Here is a 16,573-nt window from a genome sequence, read left to right as displayed (position 1 = left end):
TCCGCCATGCGCTCCGTGCTTCGCCTCCTCGCCGCCACCCTGCTCGCGCTCGCCGTCTCGCGTCTCGAAGCCGACGGTGCGCCGCTCTCGACCGAGACGCTCTACCTCTCCGGCACCGGCAGCCACGACGCCGTGCCGTGGGACTTCTTCTGCACCGGCGGCCGCAACAGCGGCGTCTGGACAAAGATCGCCGTCCCGTCCTGCTGGGAACAGCAGGGCTTCGGCACCTACGACTACGGCGTGGAGTTCAAGCCGAGCAAACGCCTCACCACGCAGCAGCGCGTGCCGGATGAAAAGGGCATCTACCGTCGCGAGTTCACCGTGCCCGCCGAGTGGAAGGGCCGCGTCGTGCGCTTGATCTTCGACGGCGTCCTGACCGACACCGAGGCGACGCTCAACGGCCAATCCGTCGGCCCCGCGCACCAAGGCGGCTTCTACCAGTTCCGCTACGACATCACCGACAAGCTCCGCTTCGACGGCCCGAACCGCCTCGAGGTCACCGTCAGCAAACGCTCCGCCAACACCAGCGTGAACGTCGCCGAGCGCATGGGCGACTACTGGAACTTCGGCGGCATTTTCCGCCCCGTCCGCCTCGAGGCGCTGCCGCCGCAGTTCATCGACCGCGTCGCCATCGATGCCAAAGCCGACGGCGCCTTCCGCGCGGACGTTTTCCTCGGCGGCAATCTTCCCGCCGGCAATCAGGTCGTCGCTCAGGTGAAAACCCTCGCCGGTGAACCCGTCGGTGCGCCGATCGGCGCCGCCGTGCCGAGTGGCGCGCGCGAAGTCACCCTGCGCGGGCAAATCGCCTCGCCCGCGACATGGACCGCGGAAACGCCGAACCTCTACCGCGTCGATATCACGCTCAACGCCGGCACCTTCGCGCCCTCCGGCCACACCATCACCCAGCGCTTCGGCTTCCGCACCTTCGAGCTGCGCCCCGGCGACGGCCTCTATCTCAACGGCCGCAAGATCGTCCTCAAGGGCACCAACCGCCACAGCTTCTGGCCCGAAACCGGCCGCACGCTCTCGCCCGAGCGCCACCGCGAGGACGTTCGCCTCCTGAAAGAGGCCAACATGAACGCGGTCCGGATGTCGCATTACCCGCCCGACGCCGAGTTTCTCGACCTCTGCGACGAGGCCGGGCTCTACGTGCTCGACGAGCTCAGCGGCTGGCAAGGCCACTACGACACGCCGACCGGCCGCCGCCTCATCGGGCAGATGGTCGCGCGCGACGTGAACCACCCGAGCATTCTGTTTTGGGACAACGGCAACGAGGGCGGCTGGAACACCGAGAACGACGACGAGTTCGCCAAACACGACCCGCAGCAGCGCCCGGTCCTGCACCCGGGACCGCTGTCGCCGCCGTTTGCCTTCCGCGGCATGAACACGCGGCACTACCGCGAATACGGCGAGACCGCGACGTTCACCGACGGTCCCGACATCTTCCTGCCGACCGAGTTTCTCCACGGTCTCTTCGACGGCGGCCACGGCGCCGGACTCGACGACTTCTGGCCGCTGATGAGCGAGAAGCCGCACGCCGCCGGCGGCTTCCTCTGGTCGTGGATGGACGAAGCCGTCGCCCGCACCGACGAGAACGGCCGCCTCGACGCTCGCCGCGACCTCGCGCCCGACGGCATGGTCGGTCCGCACCACGAAAAGGAAGGCAGCTTCTACACCGTGCGCGAGATCTGGTCGCCCGTGCAGATCCCGCTGCGCGATTTGCCCGCCGATTTCGCCGGCACGCTGCCCGTGCGCAACAGCTACGATTTCCTCAGTCTGTCGACCGTCACGTTCGAGTGGCGCCTGATGAAGTTCGCCCCGCCCGGCGCGCCGCTTTTCCACCGCACCCTGCTCGCGCTCGGACGCTTCGCCGGCCCGGACGTCGCCGCCCGCGCCGATGGGGAACTCAAGCTCGCGCTCCCCGCCGACTGGCGCGACGCCGATGTCCTTTTGCTCACCGCGACCGACTCGCAGCAACGCGAACTCTGGACCTGGTCGTGGCGCTGGAAATCCGGCGCCGCGGCGATCGGACACGCGACGGAAACGAAGTCCGCCGTGCAACTCGACAATCTCGACGCCGAAATCGTCGTGACGTCCGGCCGCAACTCGGCGCGCTTCGACCGGCGATCTGGTCTGCTCCTGTCGCTCGCCCGCGACGGCCGACGCATCTCGCTGGGCGGCGGCCCGCGCCTTGTCGCCTACAAGCGCAACGAGCGCCTGTTCGAGCCGGTCGCACTGGCCGAGCCGAAGGCCACGACGGTCCAGGCGACCCGTGCAACCGATCACGCGACCGTCACCACCGAGGGCAACGGCTCACTCCGTCACTTTGCGTGGACCTTCACCGCGGACGGCGACCTGCGGCTCGACTACGAATTCACCGGTCCCGGCACGGTCGACTTGCTCGGCCTCGATTTCGACTACCCCGAGGAGAAGATGAAATCCAAGGAGTGGTTCGGCAGCGGCCCGTATCGCGTCTGGGCCAACCGGCTCAAGGGCGGCTCGCTCTGGCGCTGGGACACGGAATACAACGACAACATCCCCGGCCTCACCTGGCAGCTGCCCGAGTTCAAAGGCTGGTTCTCGCGCTGGGAATGGATGGCGTTCACGACCACCGAGGGCCGTTTCGCGCTGCTCAACGACGGCGGCTCGCCCTACGTCGGCGTCTACTCGCCGCGCGACGGCAAAAACAACCCCGTGCTCACCCTGCCGCGCCTCGGCCTCGGTGTCTACCAGGTCATTCCCGCCATCGGCACGAAAGGTTCCCTGCCCTCGAACCTCGGCCCGCAAGGCCAGCCACAGAACATCACGGGCACCGTCAAGGGCTCGCTCGTCATCCGCCTGCTCGAGCAACCGTGAGCCTGCGGCGCACAGTCGTCCTTGCCTTCGCGCTATGCGCCGCGATCGCCTTTGCCGCGGAGCCGCGCCGCGAGTGGCCACTCGCCGACGGCTGGCGCACCGCGATGGACGAGACGAATCGCGCGCGCTACGACGGTTTCGAACAACCCGCGTTCGACGACTCAGCGTGGCAAACCGTCAGCGTGCCGCACAACTGGGACGACTACGGCGGCCTCCGTCGGACCGTGCACGGCAATCTCCACGGCTACGCGTGGTATCGCCGCAGCTTCGCGGTCCCCGCGAGCGAGCAGGGCCGGCGCGTCTTCCTCTTCTTCGAAGGCGTCGGCTCCTACGCCACCGTGTGGATGAACGGCCAACTCGCCGGCCGACACGCCGGCGGCCGCACTACCTTCACACTCGAAGTCACCGATCTCGTCCGCTTCGACGCGCCCAACTTGCTCGCCGTCCGCGCCGATCACCCAGCCGGCATCACCGATCTGCCTTGGGTGTGCGGCGGCTGCTCGCCCCAGCCCGGCTTTTCCGAAGGCAGCCAGCCAATGGGAATCTTTCGTCCGGTCACGCTGCTCACCACCGGCGACATTCGCGTGGCGCCCTTTGGGGTGCACGTCTGGAACGACGAGACCGCGACCGCCGCTTCCGCCACGCTTCACTACACGATCGAACTCAACGGCCGTTTCCCCACCCGCTCGCTCGTGGTTGAAAACCGAGTCCTCGACGCTCAAGGCAAGATCCTCGTCACGCACCAAGCCCCCGTCCGCTTCCCCGGAGAATCCATGACGCTCCGGAATTCGCTGCCCCTCGGTTACGTGACGCTGTGGTCCCCGGATCAACCCTATCTCTACACGCTCGAAACCACCGTGCTCGAGGATGGAAACCGCCTCGTCGACCGCGTCGAGACTCCCTTCGGCATCCGCACCATCCATTGGCCCGCGCCCGATGCGCCGTTGCCCGCGGCCTTTCTCCTCAACGGGCAGCCCGTCTTCATCAACGGCACCTGCGAATACGAGCACAACCTCGGCGCCAGCCACGCATTCATTGCCGAGCAAATCGCCGCGCGCGTCGCGCAGATCCGCGCCGCGGGCTTCAACGCCTTCCGCGACGCCCACCAGCCGCACAACCTCCGCTATCAGGACTACTGGGACCGCGAGGGACTCCTGTGGTGGCCGCAGATGGCCGCGCAGGTGTGGTTCGACACGCCGGAATTCCGCGCCAACTTCAAGCAGCTGCTCCGCGAGTGGGTGCGCGAGCGCCGCAACAGCCCATCGCTCGTGCTGTGGGGGCTCGCCAACGAGAGCAAGCTGCCTGCCGACTTCGCCGCCGAGTGCGTGGCCATCATCCGCGAACTCGATCCGACCACGCCGTCGCAGCGCCTCGTCACCACATGCAACGCGGGCAAAGGCACCGACTGGAACGTCCCGCAAAACTGGTCCGGCACCTACGGCGGCAAGCCCGAGGACTACGCCGAAGACCTGAAGCGTCAGCGCCTCGTCGGCGAATACGGTGCCTGGCGCAGCCTCGGCCTGCACTCCGAAGGCGGCTTCATCGCCGACGGCCCGCGCAGCGAATCGCGCGCCGACGCCCTCCTTGCCACCAAGATCCGCCTCGCCGAGTCCGTGCGCGCGGAGGTGCCCGGGCACTTCCACTGGCTCTTCGCCACGCACGAAAACCCCGGCCGCACCATCGGCTCGAAAGGCCAGCAAGGCACCGACGGCTGGGCCGAACTCGACCGCCTCGGTCCCGCCAACAACAAGGGTCTGCTCACGCTCTGGGGCGAGCCGACCGACGCCTTCTACCTTTTCCGCGCCAGCTACGCACCGCCGTCCGACCCGATGGTCTATATTGTCTCGCACACCTGGCCCGACCGCTGGGATGCGCCGGGCGTGAAGGACGGCATCGAGGTGTATTCCAACTGCGACGAGGTCGAGCTCTTCAACGACGCCGGCGGACGCGAATCGCTCGGCGTCCGTCGGAACGGCGGACGCGGCGTGCCGTTCCGGTGGGACGGCGTGAACGTCCGCAACAGCGTCCTCGCCGCCGAGGGCCGCATCGGCGGCCAGGTGGTCGCCCGCGACGCGATTGTCCTTCACCATCTGCCCGCCGCGCCGCATCAGGCGGAACTGCTCGGCGCGACGGCCGATCTCACCGCACCCGAGCCGGGCCAGAACTATCTCTACCGCGTGAATTGCGGCGGCCCCGACTACACCGACCGCCATGGCGCGCTCTGGCAAGCGGACGACGGCTCGGTGAGCCGGCCCGGCTGGCAAAGCTATTCCTGGGCGATCGGCTACGAGGATCTGCCCAACCGCTTCGGCAGCCTGCGCGTGAGCAGCGAGATCGTCCGCGGCACGGAGGAGCAGGCGCTTTTCCAGACCTACCGTTACGGCCGGGAAAAACTCTCCTACGTCTTCGCCGTGCCGGAGGGAGACTACCGTCTCGAGCTCTACTTCATGGAGCCCGCCTATGGCCTCGGAGGCGGCGACTGCACCGGCTGGCGGCTGTTCGACGTCGCCGTGAACGGCACCACGCTCCTCCGCGATGTCGACCTCTGGCGCGAGGCCGGTCCCACCCACGCTGTCCGCAAGGTCGTCCACGCGCGTGCGAAGGACGGGTGCCTGGTCGTTTCCTTCCCGCGCGTCGCCTCCTATCAGGCCGTCATCTCCGCCCTCGCGGTCTCGACCTCCGACCCCAAGGCACAAGTTCCGCAGGAGGTTCTTGAGCTGTTCCACGCTCCGAAGCCGGCATCCGCCCAGGTCAGCCCCGCGCTCGACACGGCGCCCCAGCGCCTTCCCGTCTCGGCTGCGCAACGCACGGGGCAGCTCTGGACCTGGAGCGTCCCGCTCGGCCTCGGCGGCGCTCACGACTTCGCGTTCGACTACATCGCCACCGCACCCGCCGACGTCGAGCTGCAAGTGCACGCAGCCGACGGCAGCATCGTCGCCTCCCGCCGCTTCGTCCTTCCCTCCGGCGCCGGCTCCGCCTCGCTCGAGGGCGCGGGCATGAACGCCGGGGATTACCGCGTGACGCTACAGGTGCTATCCGGCGCGCTCACCCCCGACGCCTTGAAAGTGAAATGAAACGCACGCTGCTCTGCTGCACTGTCCTGCTCGCGCTGGTTTCCGCCTTTGCGACGGACGCCTCGTCCTACTCCGTTGCCGTCTGCGATTGGATGATTCTCAAGCGCCAGAAGCTCGGTGCCTTCAAACTCGCTCACGAACTGGGCGCCGACGGCGTCGAGGTCGACATGGGCGGCCTCGGCAACCGCGCCACCTTCGACAGCAAACTCGGCGATCCCGCCGTGCGCGTGCAATTCGTCGCCGAGGCGGAAAAATACTGCCTGCACATCAGCTCGATCGCCATGTCCGGTTTTTATGCCCAGTCGTTCGCCGAGCGCGACGGCGTCGAGCGCATGGTGCAGGACGCCATCGACACCGCGGTCGCGCTGCGTGTGCGCGTGCTTTTCCTCCCCTTGGGCGTGCAGAGCGATCTGGTGAAGCGCCCCGAACTGCGCCCCATCGTCGTCGCACGCCTCCGCACCGTCGGCGAGCGCGCCGCAGCCGCCGGCGTGGTCATCGGCATCGAAACCTCGCTCGACGCCACCGCCGAAGCCGCGTTGCTCGACGAAATCGCCAGTCCGGCGATCAAGAGCTACTTCAATCTCGCCAACGCGCTCCAGCACGGCCGCGACGTCCTCGCGGAGCTCCGCACACTGGGCCGGAACCGCATCGCGCAAATCCACGCGTCGAACCGCGACGGCCACTGGCTGGAGAAAGACCCGCAGGTCGACCTGCCTGCGCTCAAGCGCACGCTCGATGCGATGGGTTGGCACGGCTGGCTCGTCGTGGAGCGCTCGCGCGATGCCACGCGCGCCACCGACGTCCGCTACAATTTCACGGCCAACGTCGCCGGCTTGCACCGAATCTTCGGACCTTCGGCGGCGACGCGCTGAGCCCCGCCGCGCGCACGAAATACCCGCTGCGGTTCATCCCCGTGCAGGGGTGGCGTCCGGCAAAGGGCGGCCAATGTCCGACAAACGCCGCGCATCGGCCGGCGCCCGTTTGGGTTATCCTCCGGACGTTTCCCGCCATGAACTCCAAGCCCACGCTCCTCGCCAAGACCCTCGTCGCCGCCTTCAGTTTTTCCCTGATGGCCGCCGTGCCGCTGCTGACCGTCCAATACGCGGTGAGCGCGCACGCCGAGACGAAGGCTCCCGAGCCCGCCAAGGCGCAATGCCCGCGCACCTGCCCGGCCGGGGAGAAGAAAGCCTGCGACAAGGACCACGGGAAATGCCCGCAACCGGAATCCTGCAAGGACCAAGGCTGCGGCAAAAAGTGAGCCGACCCGCCGTCAGCTAGCGGCGCGCCTCCCGGGCGACGCTGTTGCCGTGCGGCATTCGACTTCTCTCACGGAGCCGCCCGCGCCGGACCTCCGCGTTCCCGACAAAAAAGTGGAGGCCGCGTCGGGGATCGAACCCAAGGGGCTATCATCCCCTGCCATCCAACGTGCAGCGCAGCCTGACTTCAAACTAGCGCAATACGTCCGCCTGCGAAACGCAGCGAATGCGCTTCTCACAGCATCGGTTGCTCCCCCCCGCTCAGGGTTTACTCTCCGTGTTTGCTGCAGTCCCCGATCACGAGCCACGCCAGCACGGCGGCCGACCCGAGAAAAATCCACACGGTTAGGTCAAATGACATGCCTGTTCGATGCAGAGCGCGCCGTTTCGTTCAAAAATAGTTCGGCCCCCAACCTTTGGGCGGGTTTCGTCACGTCGCGGAGCCGCCGACCCCGAGGTCGCGCGCTAGCCCTTCGTCAATCGAGGTGGAAAACCTCGCGCAGCTCCTGCGACACCGGACTGTTGTCCGGATGACTCGGCATGATGTCGCGCATGTGCGCCCACCACTTCCGACATTCCGGCGTCTGCGCGATGGCGGCCCAACGCGCCTCGTCCTCGATCTCGACGTAGCCGAACAGCTGCCGCGTCCCCGCATCGAGGAAGATCGAGTAATTGCGCACGCCGTGCCGGCGCAACACGGCCTCGAGTTCGGGCCAGATCGGCTGGTGCCGACGGGCGTATTCGGCCTCCTGGCCGGCGTGCACGGACATCACGAAGGCTTTTCGGATCATGGCTGGAAAATCACGCGCGCACCGCCGTCGGCAATGACCGATCGTGAAACGCGCGCTGCAAGATCTCCTCCAGACCCGGCGAGCAGAACATCGGCTCGCCGCCGCCTTGCCGCGCCCGACTCTCGACACCACCCGGTGCCGGCGTGATCTCCGCCACCGCGTGCACGCGCTCGACCAGCTCGGTCTGCCGCAACGCGATCTCGGGGGTGCACACGAAAGCCTCGGCATCGTCCAAACGCCGCAGCACCGCGCGCATCATCTCCGTGCGCGTCACGCTCGTGTCGGGCAGTGCGACACACTGCGCCGCGCCCTCCGCGGTCGTGATCAAGCACTCGCGCTCATGCCGCCACACGACCTGGCCGCGCTCGCCCTCGATCACGATTTCCGGCTCCCGCACGACCGGCGCCGCATGCGTGACGCCGAACCACAGCGCGACGCCGTCCGTCGTCTCCGCGCGGACCACGCCGGTGTCGAAGCTCTCGATCGAATTCGTGCGCCACAGCACCGCATCGACGTTCCGCGCCTGCGCCGCGGCCGCGAACTCCCGCCCCGCGAAGAACAGCCCGAGGTTCACGAAATGCGCGAAGGCGTTGTTCAGCGGCGAATCCAGCACCAGCGCGCCGTCCGCTCGCAGGCGCCCCGCCCAGCTGTTGCGCGAGAAATAGCTCGCCGGCCGCGGCCATAGCCCGAGCAGCCGCACGGAACGGATCGGGCCGATCACGCCGTCGAGCAGCTTGCGCTTCAGCCACTGCGCCTCGGGCGCGTAGATGTCTTGAAAACCCACCGCCACGAACCGCTGCGCCGCCGCCGCCGCCGCCTGCACCTCGTGCACCTCGGCCACCGACGCTGCGAGCGGCTTCTCCACCAGCACATTCATGCCGGCGCGCAACGCCGCCACCGTCATCCGCGTGTGCCACGCGATGCCGGTGGGGATCAGGCAGAGATCGATGCGGCCCGCCTCGGCGCGCAGCATCTCCTCGTAATTGCCGTAGATGCGGCAGCCCGCCGCCTCGAGCGCGCGCACATTGGCGGCTTCCTCCTGCGGGTTGATCACCACCGCGGCGGCGAGCGCCAGCCGATCCGCCACTTCGCGGGCCAGCCCCAGATGAATCCGGCCGTAACCGGAGATGCCAATGATCGCGGCGCGAGAGCGAGCGGGAGCGTTCATCTTCCAGAAGCGAATTTCAGAACCAGCACGAAAAGCGCGATGATGCCGCCGGAGACCGCGCAGCAGAGCGCGAAGCCCACGGCGTCCTCGCGCGTCCAGCGCGCGAACTCCCAGTCCGTGCGCGGGAAGAGCTTGGTGTGGTCGAAGCGCGTCGGCTCGCGGCGCGTCTTCGCGATCTCGGCCTCGTCGAGCTCCGGCGTCTCCGCCACCGGCGTCTTCATCTTCCCGTAGAAAAAGTCCGTGCGCGCCTTCTCGGTGCGCGGCGTGAAATAGCTGACGAGGATCAGCAGCAGGAACGGAAACAGTCCATCCACGAAGAACTGCGCCGTCTCGCGCCCGTTCGGCGTCAGCCGCGCCGTGTTCACGCCCACGCGGTCGAGCAACCAGCACTCGAAGTTGAAACGCCCGCGGCCTTCCAGCGCGCTGTCTTCCCGCGCCGGATCGGTCCGCACCAGCTGGCGCCAGTAGACCGGCGTCGGCTGACCGTCCGTCCCCGTCCCAGTGATCGTGAGCGACGACGCCTGCCGGATCGCGGGCACGAAATCGCTCGCCAACGGAACCACGAGGATCGCCAGCACGCTGACGATCACGGAAACCCACACCGCCTGCGCCGTGAGCCTCCGCCAGAAGAAAATCATGAACACCGCCGCGCCGAACGGCACATTCACCGTCAGCACCAGCACGACGATCGCCTGGAGATTATCCATCAGGATCGCCGAGATCACGCCCATGACGAGCACCGCCACCACCGTCACGCGCGCCGCCACCAGTGCCTGCTCGGACGTCGCGTCCGGCCGGAAATGCCGGTAGAAATTTCGCACCGCGAGCGAGGAGATCGCCAGCGCCTTAGCCGCCAGCGTCGACATCGTCCCGGCCAGCACGCCCGCGAGCATCAGCCCCACGAGCCCCGGCCCGAGCAGCTGCTTCGACATCGTGCCCCACGTCATGTCCGGATCGGACAACCCGCCGACGCCGAACAGCGCGATCGCGATCAAACCCGTGAACGCCCACAGGATGATCATGAACCGCTTCAGATAATTGCCGGTCACGCCGAACCGCGCCGCGAACTCGTTCTTTGCCGAGCCGAAGATCGTCATGTTGTGGCTCAGCGCATGGATCTGCACGATGCTCACCAGCAGCACCGCCGCGATGAACCACAGCGAAATGCCCGGCCCGGCGAACAGGTCCGTCATCGGCTGCGGCACGCGCTGGGCGAACTCCTTCCAGCCTCCGACCGCCGCGATGCCCGTCGGAATCAGAATCACGGAAAACACGATGATCAGCACGCTCTGCAGCCCCTCGTTCACCGCCGCGGCCGACATGCCGCCGAGCACGATGTAGGCGCCGACGATCGCCGTGAACGCGAGGTAGAACGGCACGGGGTTGAGCAAGGTGATGTAGTTGCGCAGCTCGCCGCGCGCATATTGGTCGCGCAGATCGGTCAATTCCGCCTGCTGCGCCGCCGCCAGCGGACCGGCCGTCGCGGCACGCTCGAGCTTCTTGAACTGTTCGTAGCGCTGCACCGAACTGTGCTCCGCCGCCGTCATCTGCGCCTCGGTCTTCACCACGAGCGAAGACGCGATCTTGTAGGCCACGAAATTCGCGAAACCGAGAAACACGCACGCCACCGCCACCTGGCTCAGCGTATAGAGCCGGCTCAACCCGCGGCTGGCGAAGCGATCCTCGAACAGGTCCGCCGAGGTCATCAAGCGCACCCGCCGGAACCACACGTTCATGAACCAGAAATACGGATTCATGAACACCGTCTGGAACGCGAACCACACGCCCGCCACGCCGCGCTGGTAGACGAGGCTCGCCGTGCTCACCGCCCCCTGCGGCTCGGTCGCGTTGCCGAACGAGAGGAAAAACTGGTAGAGTTTCCCCAGCTTCCGGCCCGCCAGGAAGAAACCCTCCTCGCTCTTCGTCGCCTTCGACGCGCGCTGTCCGATGGTGATGACCGCCGCGAAGTAGGCGACGACCACCGCGATGTCCAACCAGTGCAGGCTGCCGAAGATCATCAGGAATGTGGGGTGTGGCGAGGGAGCGACGGAACCGCACTCACGGGCGTTCGCACGGGTTCAGGGGCAACAGCGCCCCGCCAAACTACGGCCCGCCCCCGCAGCGACCACGCCGCAGATTCCTGACAGTCCGACCTGTCCGCTTCCGATCCGCACGGCTGCGAAACCTGCGCGCCCGCTCCGCACGCCGCCACCTCAAATTGCGGCGGCGCGATCTTGGGCATCCTCCCGCGCACCGTCCGCTCCCGCCGTCGCGATCTCAAACTGTCAGTCGCGCCCGCCCCCGTGCGCTGTCTTGCGGCCTGCGCCGCATTCCGCGAACCTCCTCTCCCATGGCTCCCCAACGCATCGCGCTCGTCGGCACCGGCGGTCGCGCTTTGTCCTTCGTCGAACCTGTCTTCGCCCACTACCGCGCGCACAACGAGCTGGTCGCCTTCCTCGACCCCAGCCCCACGCGCATGGCCTACTACAACGAGCTCATCGCCACGCGCTGGTCGGCCGCGCCCGTGCCGACATTCGCTCCGGCGCAGTTCGACGAGATGCTCCGCACCACGCGCCCGCAAATCGTGATCGTCTGCTCCGTCGACGCCACGCACCACGACTACATCGTGCGCGCCCTCCGCGCCGGCTGCGATGTCATCACGGAAAAGCCGCTCACGATCGACGCCGGAAAATGCGCCGCCATCCTCGCCGCCCAGCGCGAGAGCGGCCGCCGCGTGCGCGTGGCGTTCAATTACCGCTGGGGCCCCTTCCGCACCAAGGTCCGCGAGCTCCTCACCGCCGGCACCATCGGTCGCGTGCAGTCTGTCAACCTCGAGTATCTCTTGGATACCTCGCACGGCGCCGACTATTTTCGCCGCTGGCACTCGCACATGACGCAGTCCGGCGGCCTGCTCGTCCACAAGTCCACCCACCACTTCGATCTCGTGAACTGGTGGCTCGACGCCATCCCCTCTCAAGTGTTCGCCCACGGCTCGCTCGTTTACTACGGCAAGCAAAACGCCCTCGCGCGCGGCGACGAGCGTTGGACCACTTACCCGCGCTACACCGGTGCCACGACCGGCGACGATCCCTTCAAGCTCGACCTCAACGAGAGCGAGAGCTTCCGCCGTCTCTACCTGAACGCGGAGAAGGACACCGGTTATCTGCGCGATCAAAACGTCTTTCGCGACGACATCGACATCTACGACCAGATGTCCGCACTCGTGCGCTACCGCACCGGCCAGGTGCTCAACTACTCCCTCGTCGCCTACAGTCCGCGCGAAGGCATGCGCGTCACCTTCAACGGCGACCGCGGCCGCCTCGAATATCACGAGTTCATCGGCTCGCACATGAACCGCGCGGTCGTCAGCTCCGAGTTCAAGCTCGAGCAACACGGCAGCGCCGAAGCCGAGGGCGAGTGGATCCGCGTCTTCCCGCATTTTCAGCCGAGCTACCTCGTGCCCATGCCGCCCGCCACCGGCCCGCACGGCGGCGCCGACGTGGTGATGACCGAGCAACTTTTCTCGCCCGCCCCACCCGCCGACCCGTGGCAACGCTCCGCCGGCCACGAACAAGGCGCCGCCTCGATCCTCGTCGGCATCGCCGCCAACCGCTCGATCCAGACCGGCGCGCCGGTCACCATCACCGACCTCGTGCCGCTCGCGCCCGCCGCGCAGAAACTGAGCGAACTCGTGTGACCTCCGTTTTCTCAATCCTGCGGGAGAGAGCTTGCTCGCGACAACTCCACGCCCGCGCCGCCTTCTTGTGGGAGCGAGCTTGCTCGCGACTCATCCGTTTCCCGTCGCGAGCCAGCTCGCTCCCCCAACCCAGCCACACGCTGGCGCTCCACACGCTTGTCGCTGCCCTCGCGTTTATCGCCGTCGCGAGCACAGTCCGCGCCGCGCCGTCCGCGCCGCGCGATTTCGACCTCACGTCGCCCGACCGCATCGACGCCTACTCCGCGGCCAACGGCGCGGGCTTCGACCTCGGCACGCGCCCGCACGGCGACGCACCGTTCTATTTCTCCGTCACCGCACCCGAGGGCAATTACCGCGTCACCGTCGTCCTCGGCGACGCCGCCGCGCCCGCCGCCACTCTCGTGCGCGCCGAATCGCGCCGGCTCATGCTCGAAACTGTGAAGACCGCCGCCGACGAGTTCGCCACGCGCTCGTTCATCGTGAACGTCCGCCACGCCGCGCTCCCGCCGCCCCCCGCCAACGCGCCCGGCGCCTGCACCGTCGCGCTCAAGCCGCGCGAGCAAGGCTCCTTCACTTGGGACGGAAAACTCACTCTCGAATTCAACGGCCCCGCGCCACGCGTGCGCTCCATCCGCCTCGAGCCCGTCGACGTGCCGACCGTGTTCCTCCTCGGCGACTCCACCGTCACCGACCAGCGCTCCGATCCCGCCGCGAGCTGGGGCCAGATGCTGCCGCGCTTTCTCCGTGCCGATATCGCCCTCGCCAACCACGCCGAGTCCGGCGAGACGATGAAATCCTTCCTCGCCGAAGGCCGCCTCGCCAAGGTCCTCAGCCTCGCGCGCCGCGGCGACTGGATGCTGATTCAGTTCGGTCACAACGACCAGAAAGCCAACTGGCCGCAGACCTACGCCGAGGCCCACACGACCTTCCGCGCCTACCTCAAAGCCTTCATCGCCGAGGCGCGGCTGCGCGGCGTGCAACCGATCCTCGTCACCTCGCCCGAGCGCCGCACCTTCGGCCCCGACGGAAAAATCCGCACGACGCACGGCGATTACCCCGCCGTCGTGCGCGCCGTCGCCGCCGAGGAAAGCCGCCCCTGCCTCGACCTGCGCGCCGCCAGCGCCGCCTTCTACGAGGCGCTCGGCCCGACGCGCGCCCCGCTCGCCTTCAACGACGGCGGCAAGGACGCCACGCACCACAACTCCTACGGCGCTTACGCGCTCGCCGCGTGCATCGCCGACGCCATCAAGCGCGACGTCCCCGCTCTCGCCGCGCACCTCGCACCGGACTTCGCCGGCTTCGATGCACACACCCCACCGCCGCCCGAGTCGCTCTCCTTCCCCGCCAGCCCGACGCGCACCGACGAGAAAATCGCCGGCAACTAAACCTCCGCCAGCGCCCCGCCCAACCCGAATGAAAGCCCTCCGCCACGCCCTTTCCATTCTCGCTCTCCTGATCGCGACCGCCGCGACGCACGCCGCCGATCCCTCCGGCGTTTGGCAATGGAACACCGCGAGCGCCAACGGCCCGATCGAGACGAAGCTCACACTCGCCCTCAAAGACGGCCAGCTCACGGGCGCCTATACGAATCAGTTCGGCGACACCGCCATCAGCAACGCCGCGCTGCAGGACGCGGTGCTCACCTTCGACGTCGTGCGCAATTTCCGCGGCCAGAAATACGTCGTGCACTACCGCGGCACGCTCGCAGGCGATACGATCACCGGCACAATCGAAGCCCCCGGCCACGACGGCGGCCAACCGGTCACCTTGCCCTGGACCGCCCAGCGCCACCGCCCCGCGCCCACGCCGGCAACTCCGCCGAAGAGCTGAGCTAGACGCGCCCTCAGCCCTCAGTTCTCCGCTCTCCGTTCTCGGTCATCCGTCCCCCGCTTACCGATCCAGCGGCGAGCGCACGCCCAGCCCCGGCTTCTTCATCACGTGCGTGTAGATCTGCGTCGTCTCGACGCTCGCATGGCCCATGAGTTCCTGCACCGTCCGGATGTCGGTGCCGCCCTCGAGCAAGTGCGTCGCGAACGAATGGCGGAAGACGTGCGGCGTCACCCGCTTGTTCGTGCCGGCTCGCTCCGCCGCCCGCTTCACGATGCGTTGGAATGTCGTATCGCTCACATGATGGCGCCGCACCACGCCGCTCACCGGATCGCGTGACAGGTCTCGCGCGGGGAACAACCACTGCCATTCCCACCTCTCGCCCGCTCTCGCATATTTGCGCGCCAAACCCTCCGGCAACCAGACTCCCGCGTAACCGGCCGCGCGATCCGCCTCCCACTGCGGGCGCAGCCGCGCCAGATGATCGCGCAACCGGCCCTGCAGCGCTTCCGGCAACACCGTGACGCGGTCCTTGTCGCCTTTGCCCGCAAGCACCCGCAACTGGCCGCGCGCGAGATCCAGATGGTGCACCCGCAGCCGCAGCAGCTCCATCAACCGCAATCCCGCGCCATACGCGAGTTCCAGCATCAGTCGCGGCGTGCCTTCCAACTGGGCGAAGATTGCCTGACATTCGCCCGTCGTCAGCACCGTGGGCAGACGGCGTTTGGGAAAGGCCCGCGTGAACTCCATGTCGCCCAAATCGCGCGACAACGCCTCTTGCATGAAAAAGACCAACGCATTCAGCGCCTGCTTCTGCGCGGACGGGCTTGCCCGGCCGTTCACCGCCAGCGCCGACAAGAACTCCGCGACGTCCCGCCCTTCGGCCGCATAAGGGCTGCGCGGCGCCAGAAACCGCGCGAAACGCACCGCCCACTCGCGATAAGTCTGCTCCGTGCGCCAGAGCATTCCTCGCTCCCGCAACACGCGCACCAGTTGCCGCTCCCAAGGCTCCCGCCCCAAATCGTCGGCCGCCAACGGCGGCGGGGCCGCGCTTCCGATCCTCGCCGGTGGAGTGCTGCGTTCAGCCGCGTTCGCCGGCCGCGAGACCGCCTTGACCCGCCGCACTCCGACCGCAGCCGCCTGGCCATCATTGTCCACTGCTCTCGCCCCCCGCATCCACCGCGCGCCCTCTCGAAAAAACCACCGCAACGCCTCCCGCGCCGGTCCACGCGAGAGCTTCTCCCGTCCCTCCAGATACTGCTTGGCCAACTCCGCCGTGGCTGGCGAGTGCGTGGTTTTGCAATGCCTCAAAAAAGAAAGGATTTCGCGCCGGAACGCCTCCTCATCCGTCGCGCATAGACCACCCCGCGCCAGCTCATCCTTCCACACCGGAAAAGAAATCGGGCCATTCATTGATGTAAAACGGCCCGTGTAAAAAGTGAGGTTTTTGTCGGGCCGTAGCGCAACCGCAAAAACCGCTCCGACAGCATAACGTCCTTGAGCCACAGGCAGTTTGCCTCAACCTCACCGCCAAGGGCCAAACCACAGTGAGGTTTTTCACTGAATCTGAATAACACTGATCGGCAGAAGAGCGATGCGAACGAGAGCCCAGTATTTCGCGGAGGAGTTTGGGGAGAAGAGTTCGCAGCGTGAGCGCGGCGTTGTGCGCGGTGGCGCTGTGCGGCGTGGCCGCTGCGAAGAAGGAAGGGACGCGTTGGATTTTCGGGCGGCCGAGCCGAGTGCGAGGCAGCGGCGTTCAGCGACGGCGTCGAGCGAGCCGGTTTCGAAAGAGTCGCGTCCGTTGCGCGGCTGCATCCCCGAAGTTGCCGATCCAGGCGCCAGAGACAACGCGCGGAGTTTGACCGTCATTCGCGTGGCCCGGCTCCGCTCAGCATTTTCCATTT

12 protein-coding genes are annotated in these 16,573 nt (G+C 67.5%); 7 read left to right on the top strand and 5 right to left on the bottom strand.

What is annotated here, in order from left to right; all coding sequences use genetic code 11:
* The first annotated feature begins 6 nt into the window (after positions 1-6).
* The 4 genes from KF715_00060 to KF715_00045 all read left to right on the top strand — a co-directional run bounded on the left by KF715_00060 (position 7) and on the right by KF715_00045 (position 7,188).
* Positions 7-2,856 carry a hypothetical protein gene (locus KF715_00060; GenBank protein MBX3735053.1) on the top strand — a complete coding sequence of 950 codons (2,850 nt, stop codon included), beginning with the start codon at positions 7-9 and terminating at the stop codon, positions 2,854-2,856.
* Positions 2,853-5,930: a DUF4982 domain-containing protein gene (locus tag KF715_00055; protein ID MBX3735052.1), complete on the top strand. Its 3,078-nt coding sequence runs from the start codon at positions 2,853-2,855 to the stop codon at positions 5,928-5,930. The genes KF715_00060 and KF715_00055 overlap by 4 nt, the downstream gene beginning before the upstream one ends.
* The gene (locus KF715_00050) at positions 5,927-6,802 is read left to right on the top strand and encodes a sugar phosphate isomerase/epimerase (protein MBX3735051.1); all 876 of its coding nucleotides are present in this window, start codon (positions 5,927-5,929) and stop codon (positions 6,800-6,802) included. Before KF715_00055 ends, KF715_00050 begins: the two co-directional genes overlap by 4 nt.
* Positions 6,803-6,939: 137 nt before the next feature.
* The gene (locus KF715_00045) at positions 6,940-7,188 is read left to right on the top strand and encodes a hypothetical protein (GenBank protein MBX3735050.1); all 249 of its coding nucleotides are present in this window, start codon (positions 6,940-6,942) and stop codon (positions 7,186-7,188) included.
* Between the two features lie 474 nt (positions 7,189-7,662).
* Here the strand turns inward: KF715_00045 and rhaM are convergent, their stop codons facing one another.
* The 3 genes from rhaM to KF715_00030 are packed head-to-tail and all read right to left on the bottom strand — an operon-like array spanning position 7,663 to position 11,163.
* A complete protein-coding gene (gene rhaM / locus KF715_00040; GenBank protein MBX3735049.1) occupies positions 7,663-7,977 on the bottom strand; it encodes an L-rhamnose mutarotase in 315 nt (104 codons plus the stop codon).
* A 10-nt stretch (positions 7,978-7,987) separates the two neighbouring features.
* Positions 7,988-9,145: a Gfo/Idh/MocA family oxidoreductase gene (locus tag KF715_00035; GenBank protein ID MBX3735048.1), complete on the bottom strand. Its 1,158-nt coding sequence runs from the start codon at positions 9,143-9,145 to the stop codon at positions 7,988-7,990.
* Positions 9,142-11,163 carry a hypothetical protein gene (locus KF715_00030; GenBank protein ID MBX3735047.1) on the bottom strand — a complete coding sequence of 674 codons (2,022 nt, stop codon included), beginning with the start codon at positions 11,161-11,163 and terminating at the stop codon, positions 9,142-9,144. Before KF715_00030 ends, KF715_00035 begins: the two co-directional genes overlap by 4 nt.
* A gap of 332 nt (positions 11,164-11,495) precedes the next feature.
* Here KF715_00030 and KF715_00025 point away from each other — a divergent pair, with 332 nt between their 5' ends.
* The 3 genes from KF715_00025 (at position 11,496) to KF715_00015 (ending at position 14,672) form a co-directional block, all read left to right on the top strand.
* Entirely contained in the window at positions 11,496-12,842 is a 1,347-nt protein-coding gene (locus KF715_00025) for a Gfo/Idh/MocA family oxidoreductase (protein MBX3735046.1), read from the top strand.
* A 140-nt stretch (positions 12,843-12,982) separates the two neighbouring features.
* Positions 12,983-14,227 carry a rhamnogalacturonan acetylesterase gene (locus KF715_00020; GenBank protein MBX3735045.1) on the top strand — a complete coding sequence of 415 codons (1,245 nt, stop codon included), beginning with the start codon at positions 12,983-12,985 and terminating at the stop codon, positions 14,225-14,227.
* Positions 14,228-14,255: 28 nt separating this feature from the next.
* On the top strand, positions 14,256-14,672 hold the full coding sequence (locus KF715_00015; GenBank protein ID MBX3735044.1) for a hypothetical protein: 417 nt from the start codon (positions 14,256-14,258) through the stop codon (positions 14,670-14,672).
* 60 nt (positions 14,673-14,732) lie between these two features.
* Here KF715_00015 and KF715_00010 read toward each other — a convergent pair whose 3' ends face one another.
* A complete protein-coding gene (locus tag KF715_00010; GenBank protein MBX3735043.1) occupies positions 14,733-15,845 on the bottom strand; it encodes an integron integrase in 1,113 nt (370 codons plus the stop codon).
* 381 nt (positions 15,846-16,226) lie between these two features.
* Positions 16,227-16,573: hypothetical protein (locus KF715_00005; protein MBX3735042.1), on the bottom strand; the 347-nt coding region annotated here is incomplete at its 5' end.

Source organism: Candidatus Didemnitutus sp., from assembly GCA_019634575.1.
GTDB lineage: Bacteria > Verrucomicrobiota > Verrucomicrobiia > Opitutales > Opitutaceae > Didemnitutus.
Note: the sequence above shows the minus strand (reverse complement) of the source record. Positions and strands in the feature narration are given on the sequence as shown.

Bases quoted from the DNA above. Each gene is read 5' to 3' on its own strand.
- rhaM (MBX3735049.1), bottom strand. From the start codon at position 7,977: ATGATCCGAAAAGCCTTCGTGATGTCCGTGCACGCCGGCCAGGAGGCC.
- KF715_00015 (MBX3735044.1), top strand. From the start codon at position 14,256: ATGAAAGCCCTCCGCCACGCCCTTTCCATTCTCGCTCTCCTGATCGCG.
- KF715_00045 (MBX3735050.1), top strand. From the start codon at position 6,940: ATGAACTCCAAGCCCACGCTCCTCGCCAAGACCCTCGTCGCCGCCTTC.
- KF715_00035 (MBX3735048.1), bottom strand. From the start codon at position 9,145: ATGAACGCTCCCGCTCGCTCTCGCGCCGCGATCATTGGCATCTCCGGT.
- KF715_00050 (MBX3735051.1), top strand. From the start codon at position 5,927: ATGAAACGCACGCTGCTCTGCTGCACTGTCCTGCTCGCGCTGGTTTCC.
- KF715_00010 (MBX3735043.1), bottom strand. From the start codon at position 15,845: ATGCGGGGGGCGAGAGCAGTGGACAATGATGGCCAGGCGGCTGCGGTC.
- KF715_00060 (MBX3735053.1), top strand. From the start codon at position 7: ATGCGCTCCGTGCTTCGCCTCCTCGCCGCCACCCTGCTCGCGCTCGCC.
- KF715_00025 (MBX3735046.1), top strand. From the start codon at position 11,496: ATGGCTCCCCAACGCATCGCGCTCGTCGGCACCGGCGGTCGCGCTTTG.
- KF715_00030 (MBX3735047.1), bottom strand. From the start codon at position 11,163: ATGATCTTCGGCAGCCTGCACTGGTTGGACATCGCGGTGGTCGTCGCC.